A 5,241-nucleotide genomic window follows, 5' to 3' on the forward strand; every position below is an offset into this window, starting at 1 on the left:
GTGCCGGGTGCGGCCTCGCTGGAGCGGGTGGACGTGGTGCAGCCGGTGTCGTTCGCGGTGAACGTCGGCCTGGCGCGGCTGTGGTTCTCGTTGGGTGTTGTTCCGGATGCGGTGGTGGGTCACTCGCAGGGGGAGATCGCGGCGGCGCATGTCGCGGGCATCCTCTCGCTGGAGGACGCGGCGGCGGTGGTGGCGTTGCGGTCGCAGGCCATCGCGCGGGGTCTGGCGGGTCGGGGCGGGATGGTGTCGGTCGGGCTGCCGCTCGCCGAGGTGACCGGCACGCTGCCGGACGGCGTGGAGGTCGCCGCTGTCAACGGTCCGTCCTCGGTCGTCGTCGCCGGTGACCCGGCGGGTCTGGACACGCTCGTCGTCTCGTACGAGGAGCAGGGTGTGCGCGTGCGGCGGATCCCGGTGGACTACGCCTCCCACACCGCCCACGTGGAGTCGATCGAGGCCGAACTCGCCGAGCTGCTCGGCGCCGTGAAGCCGCGGCCGGCTGTCGTCCCGTTCCTGTCGACGGTCGAGAGTCGCTGGCTGGAGGGTCCGGAGCTGGACGCGGGGTACTGGTACCGCAACCTGCGGCAGACCGTCCGCTTCGCCGAGGCCGTCGAGACCCTGGCGGGCGTGGGTTTCCGGGCGTTCGTCGAGGTCAGCGCGCACCCCGTGCTCGCGCACGCCGTCGTCGAGGTCCTGGAGGAGGCCGTCCAGGCGCCGACCGTCGTCACCGGGACCCTGCGTCGTGAGGACGGCGGCTGGGGCCGCGTCCTGCTCGCCGCCGCCGAACTCCACGTGCACGGCTTGCCCGTGGACTGGTCCACGGCCTACGCCGAGGCCGGCACCGTCCGCCCCTCCGAACTGCCCACCTACCCCTTCCAGCACCAGCGCTACTGGCTCCGGCCGGGCCGCGCCGCCGGCGACCTCGCCGCCGTCGGCCTGGACAAGGCCGGCCACCCGCTGCTGGAGGCCGAACTGCTGCTCGGCACCGAGGAAGGCGCCGTCTTCACCGGCCGGATCACCGAACGCACCCTGCCCTGGCTGGCCGACCACCGGATCGGCGGCGCGACGCTGCTGCCCGGCACCGCGCTGCTCGACGCCCTCGCCCACGTCGGCCACCGGCTCGGCGTGCCCACGGTCGAGGAACTGACCGTCTCCGCCCCGCTCGTCGTCCCGGACGGCGGCGGCCTCGACCTCCAGGTCCACGTCGGCGAGGCCGAGGACGGCCGCCGCGCCGTCCGGCTGCTCACCCGCACCGGCCCCGGCCTGCCGTGGCACGCCAACGCCACCGGAACGCTCGCCCCTGAGGGCCCGGAGCCCGCCACCGCAGACGAACTGACGGTCTGGCCGCCCGCCGGAGCCCGCCCGCTCGACATCGACGGCCTCTACGACCGGCTCACCGTCGCCTACGGCCCCGCGTTCCACGCCGTCGAGGCCGCCTGGCTCGCCGACGGCCGCCTCTACGCTCAGCTCCGCCTCCCCGACACCACCTCGGACGCCGCCGCCTACGGCCTGCACCCCGCCCTGCTGGACGCCGCCCTCCACCCGCTCGGCGAGGCCGGCTTCTTCCCCGGCGCCGACGTGCCCAGGCTCGCCTTCTCCTGGGCCGGCGTGCGCCTGCACGCCACCGGCGCCGAGGCGCTGCGCGTGGTCGTCACCTCCGCCGGCCCCGACACCCTCACCATCCGGGCCGCCGACGACACCGGCGCCCCCGTCGTGGACGTCGAGGCCCTCACCGTGCGGCCGGTGGACCCGCGCGGCCTCACCGCCGGTCCGGCGGACGACGCGGCCCTGTTCGAGGTCGACTGGGTCCCCGCACCCGAGGCCGCCGACGCGCCCGCCGACTGGACCCTCCACAGCGACCTGCCCGAGGACGGAGCCCTGCCGCCCCTCGTGGTCCTGCCCGCCGGCGGCGGCGCGCCCTCCGACACCGTGCCCGAGCGCGCCCACGCCGTCGGCCACGACGTCCTGCGGGCGCTCCAGGCCTGGCTGGCCGACGACCGGACGGCCGACTCCCGGCTCGTCGTCGTCACCCGGCGCGGCGAACTCGTCCAGGAACCCGTCCGGGGCCTGGTGCGCACCGCCCAGTCGGAGAACCCCGGCCGCTTCGTCCTCGTCGAGGCCGACGACCCGGCCGACGCCGCCCGGGCGGTGGCCGCCGCACCGGGCGGCGAACCGCAGCTGGCGCTGCGAGACGGGCGACGGCTGGTCGCCCGCCTGCGCCGCCCGGCCGCCCGGCCCGCCCCCGCAGAGGGCGCGCCGTCCCCGCTGGCCGGTGGCACCGTCCTGGTCACCGGCGCCAACGGTGGCCTGGGCCGCCTGGTGGCCCGTCACCTCGCGGCGGTCCACCGCGTCGCGGAACTCGTGCTCCTCTCCCGCTCCGCCGTGCCCGCCGACCTGCTCGAAGAACTCGCCGCGCACGGCACCCTGGTCCGCGCCGAGGCCGTCGACACCGCCGACCGCACCGCGCTGGCCGCCGTCGTCGACACCCTCGCCGACCGCCTGACCGGCGTCGTCCACGTCGCCGGGATCGTCGACGACGGCGTCGTCGAAGCCCTGGACGCCGCCAAGTGGCACAGCGTGCTGCGCCCGAAGGTCGACGCCGCCTGGCACCTGCACGAGCTCACCGCCGGCCTCGACCTGGCCGCGTTCGCGCTCTACTCCTCCGCCTCCGGCGTCCTCGGCGGCTCCGGCCAGGGCAACTACGCGGCCGGCAACGCCTTCCTCGACGGCCTGGCCGCCCACCGGCGCTCGCTCGGACTGCCCGCCGTGTCGCTCGCCTGGGGCCTGTGGGCCGAGGCCGCCGGCATGGGCGGCCGGCTCAGCGACACCGACCTCGCCCGGATGGCCCGGGTCGGTACCCGCCCCCTCTCCGCCGACCAGGGCCTCGCCCTCCTGGACGCCGCGCTCACCGGCGAGCCCGCGGCCGTGGTGCCGATCAGGCTCGACGTCACCGGCGTCCGGACCGAGGACCTCCCGCCGCTGCTGCGCGACCTGGCACCCGCCGCCCGCGCACCCCGCGCCCTGCGACGGGCCGCCGCCCGCACCGCCGCGGACGGCGCCGGCACCCTCGCCCGGCGGCTCGCCGGACTCTCCGCCGCCGACCGCGACGAGCTGCTGACCGCCCTCGTCCGCGACACCGCCGCCGCCGTCCTCGGCCACGGCTCGGCCGCGGCGCTGGACGTCGACAAGGCGTTCAAGGAACTCGGCATCGACTCGCTCACCGCCGTCGAACTCCGCAACGCCCTCGGCACCGCCACCGGTCTGCGTCTGCCCGCCACCCTGGTGTTCAACTACCCGACGCCCAAGGCCCTCGCCGCCCACCTCGCGACCGAACTCGTCGGCGCGGAACCGGCCCCCGCCGCCCCCGCCACCCCCGCGGCACAGGCCGCCGGGACCGAGGACGAGCCGATCGCGATCGTCGCCGTCGGCTGCCGCTTCCCCGGCGGCCTCGACTCCGGCGAGGACCTCTGGCGCTTCGTCGCCGCCGGCAGCGACGCCGTCACCGGCCTGCCCACCGACCGGGGCTGGGACCTCGACGGCAGCTACGACCCCGACCCCGACGCCCCCGGCCGCACCTACGTGCGCGGCGGCGGATTCCTGCCCGGCATCGCCGACTTCGACGCCGCCTTCTTCGGCATCAACCCGCGCGAGGCCCTGGCGATGGACCCGCAGCAGCGCCTGCTGCTCGAAGTCGCCTGGGAGACCCTGGAGCGCGCCGGACTCGACCCCACCGGCCTGCGCGCCACCCCGACCGGCGTCTTCATCGGTACCCACGGCCAGGACTACGGCACCCAGGGCACCGGCGGCGCCGCCGACGAGGGCTACCTGGTCACCGGCAACGCGGGCAGCGTGCTCTCCGGCCGCCTCTCCTACGCCCTCGGCCTGGAGGGACCCGCGATCACCGTCGACACCGCCTGCTCCTCCTCCCTGGTCGCCCTGCACCTCGCAGCCCAGGCGCTCCGCGCCGGGGAGTGCACGCTGGCCCTGGCCGGCGGCGCCTCGGTGATGTCCACGCTCGAAGGCCTGGTCGGCTTCTCCCGGCAGCGCGGCCTCGCCGCCGACGGCCGGAGCAAGGCCTTCGCCGACGCCGCCGACGGGTTCGGGATGTCCGAGGGCGTGGGCCTGCTGCTGCTGGAACGGCTGTCCGACGCCCGGCGGCTCGGGCACGAGGTGCTGGCGGTCGTCCGCGGTTCGGCCGTCAACCAGGACGGTGCGTCCAACGGTCTGACCGCCCCGAACGGTCCCTCGCAGGAGCGGGTGATCCGGGCCGCGCTCGCCAACGCCCGCCTGACGGCCGCCGACGTCGACGCCGTCGAGGCGCACGGCACCGGCACCCCGCTCGGCGACCCGATCGAGGCACACGCCCTGCTCGCCACCTACGGCAAGGACCGCCCGGCCGAACAGCCGCTCTGGCTCGGGTCGGTGAAGTCCAACATCGGCCACACCCAGGCCGCCGCCGGTGCGGCGGGCGTGATCAAGATGGTCGAGGCGCTGCGGCACGGCGTGTTGCCACAGACCCTCCACATCGACGCGCCCTCCTCGCACATCGACTGGTCCTCGGGCGGCATCGCCCTGCTCACCGAGCAGCGGGCCTGGCCGGAGGCCGGCCGCCCGCGCCGGGCCGGCGTCTCGGCGTTCGGTGTGAGCGGGACGAACGCGCACGTGATCCTGGAGCAGGCGGAGCCGGCCGGCGGCGCCGTGTCCGTCGATGGCACTCCCGTCGGTGTCACGACCGGTACCGATACGACCGCCGGGACGGCCGGCGCCGCCGATGCCGCCGTGTCCGTCGAGGACACCGCGGCCGCCACCGCTGCGACGGCCACCGCGACCGGCACCACCGAGCCCATCGATGGAGCCGCAACGCCCGCCGGTGTCGGCGCCACCCCGACCGGTACCGCCGGTGCCGGTGCCGGGGAGAACGTGGTTCCCTGGGTGGTCTCGGCCGCCTCGGAGGCGGCGCTGCGTCAGCAGGCCGCGCGGCTGGCGGCCTTCGCGGAAGGGCCGCCGGTGCCGGACCTCGCCGCCACCGCCCGGGCGCTCGTCGCCGCGCGCACCCGGTTCACCGAGCGGGCCGTGGCCGTCGGCGCCGACCGGGCCGCGCTCGTCGCTGCCCTGAGGGCCCTGGCCGAGGGAGGGGCCGTGGCCGGGTTGGTGTCCGGTCGGGCGGAGGTGAGCGGTCGGTCGGTGTTCGTTTTCCCGGGTCAGGGTTCCCAGTGGGTGGGGATGGGGCGTCGGTTGCTCGCT

General features: G+C 76.7%; 1 protein-coding gene. It reads left to right on the top strand.

The window, feature by feature from the left end; all coding sequences use genetic code 11:
- Positions 1 to 5,241, top strand: a 5,241-nt coding sequence (locus tag AB0P06_RS36520; protein ID WP_363615263.1) for an SDR family NAD(P)-dependent oxidoreductase, incomplete at both ends; no start/stop codon positions are given.

The organism is Kitasatospora sp. NPDC088351 (assembly GCF_040685575.1).
Lineage (GTDB): Bacteria > Actinomycetota > Actinomycetes > Streptomycetales > Streptomycetaceae > Kitasatospora.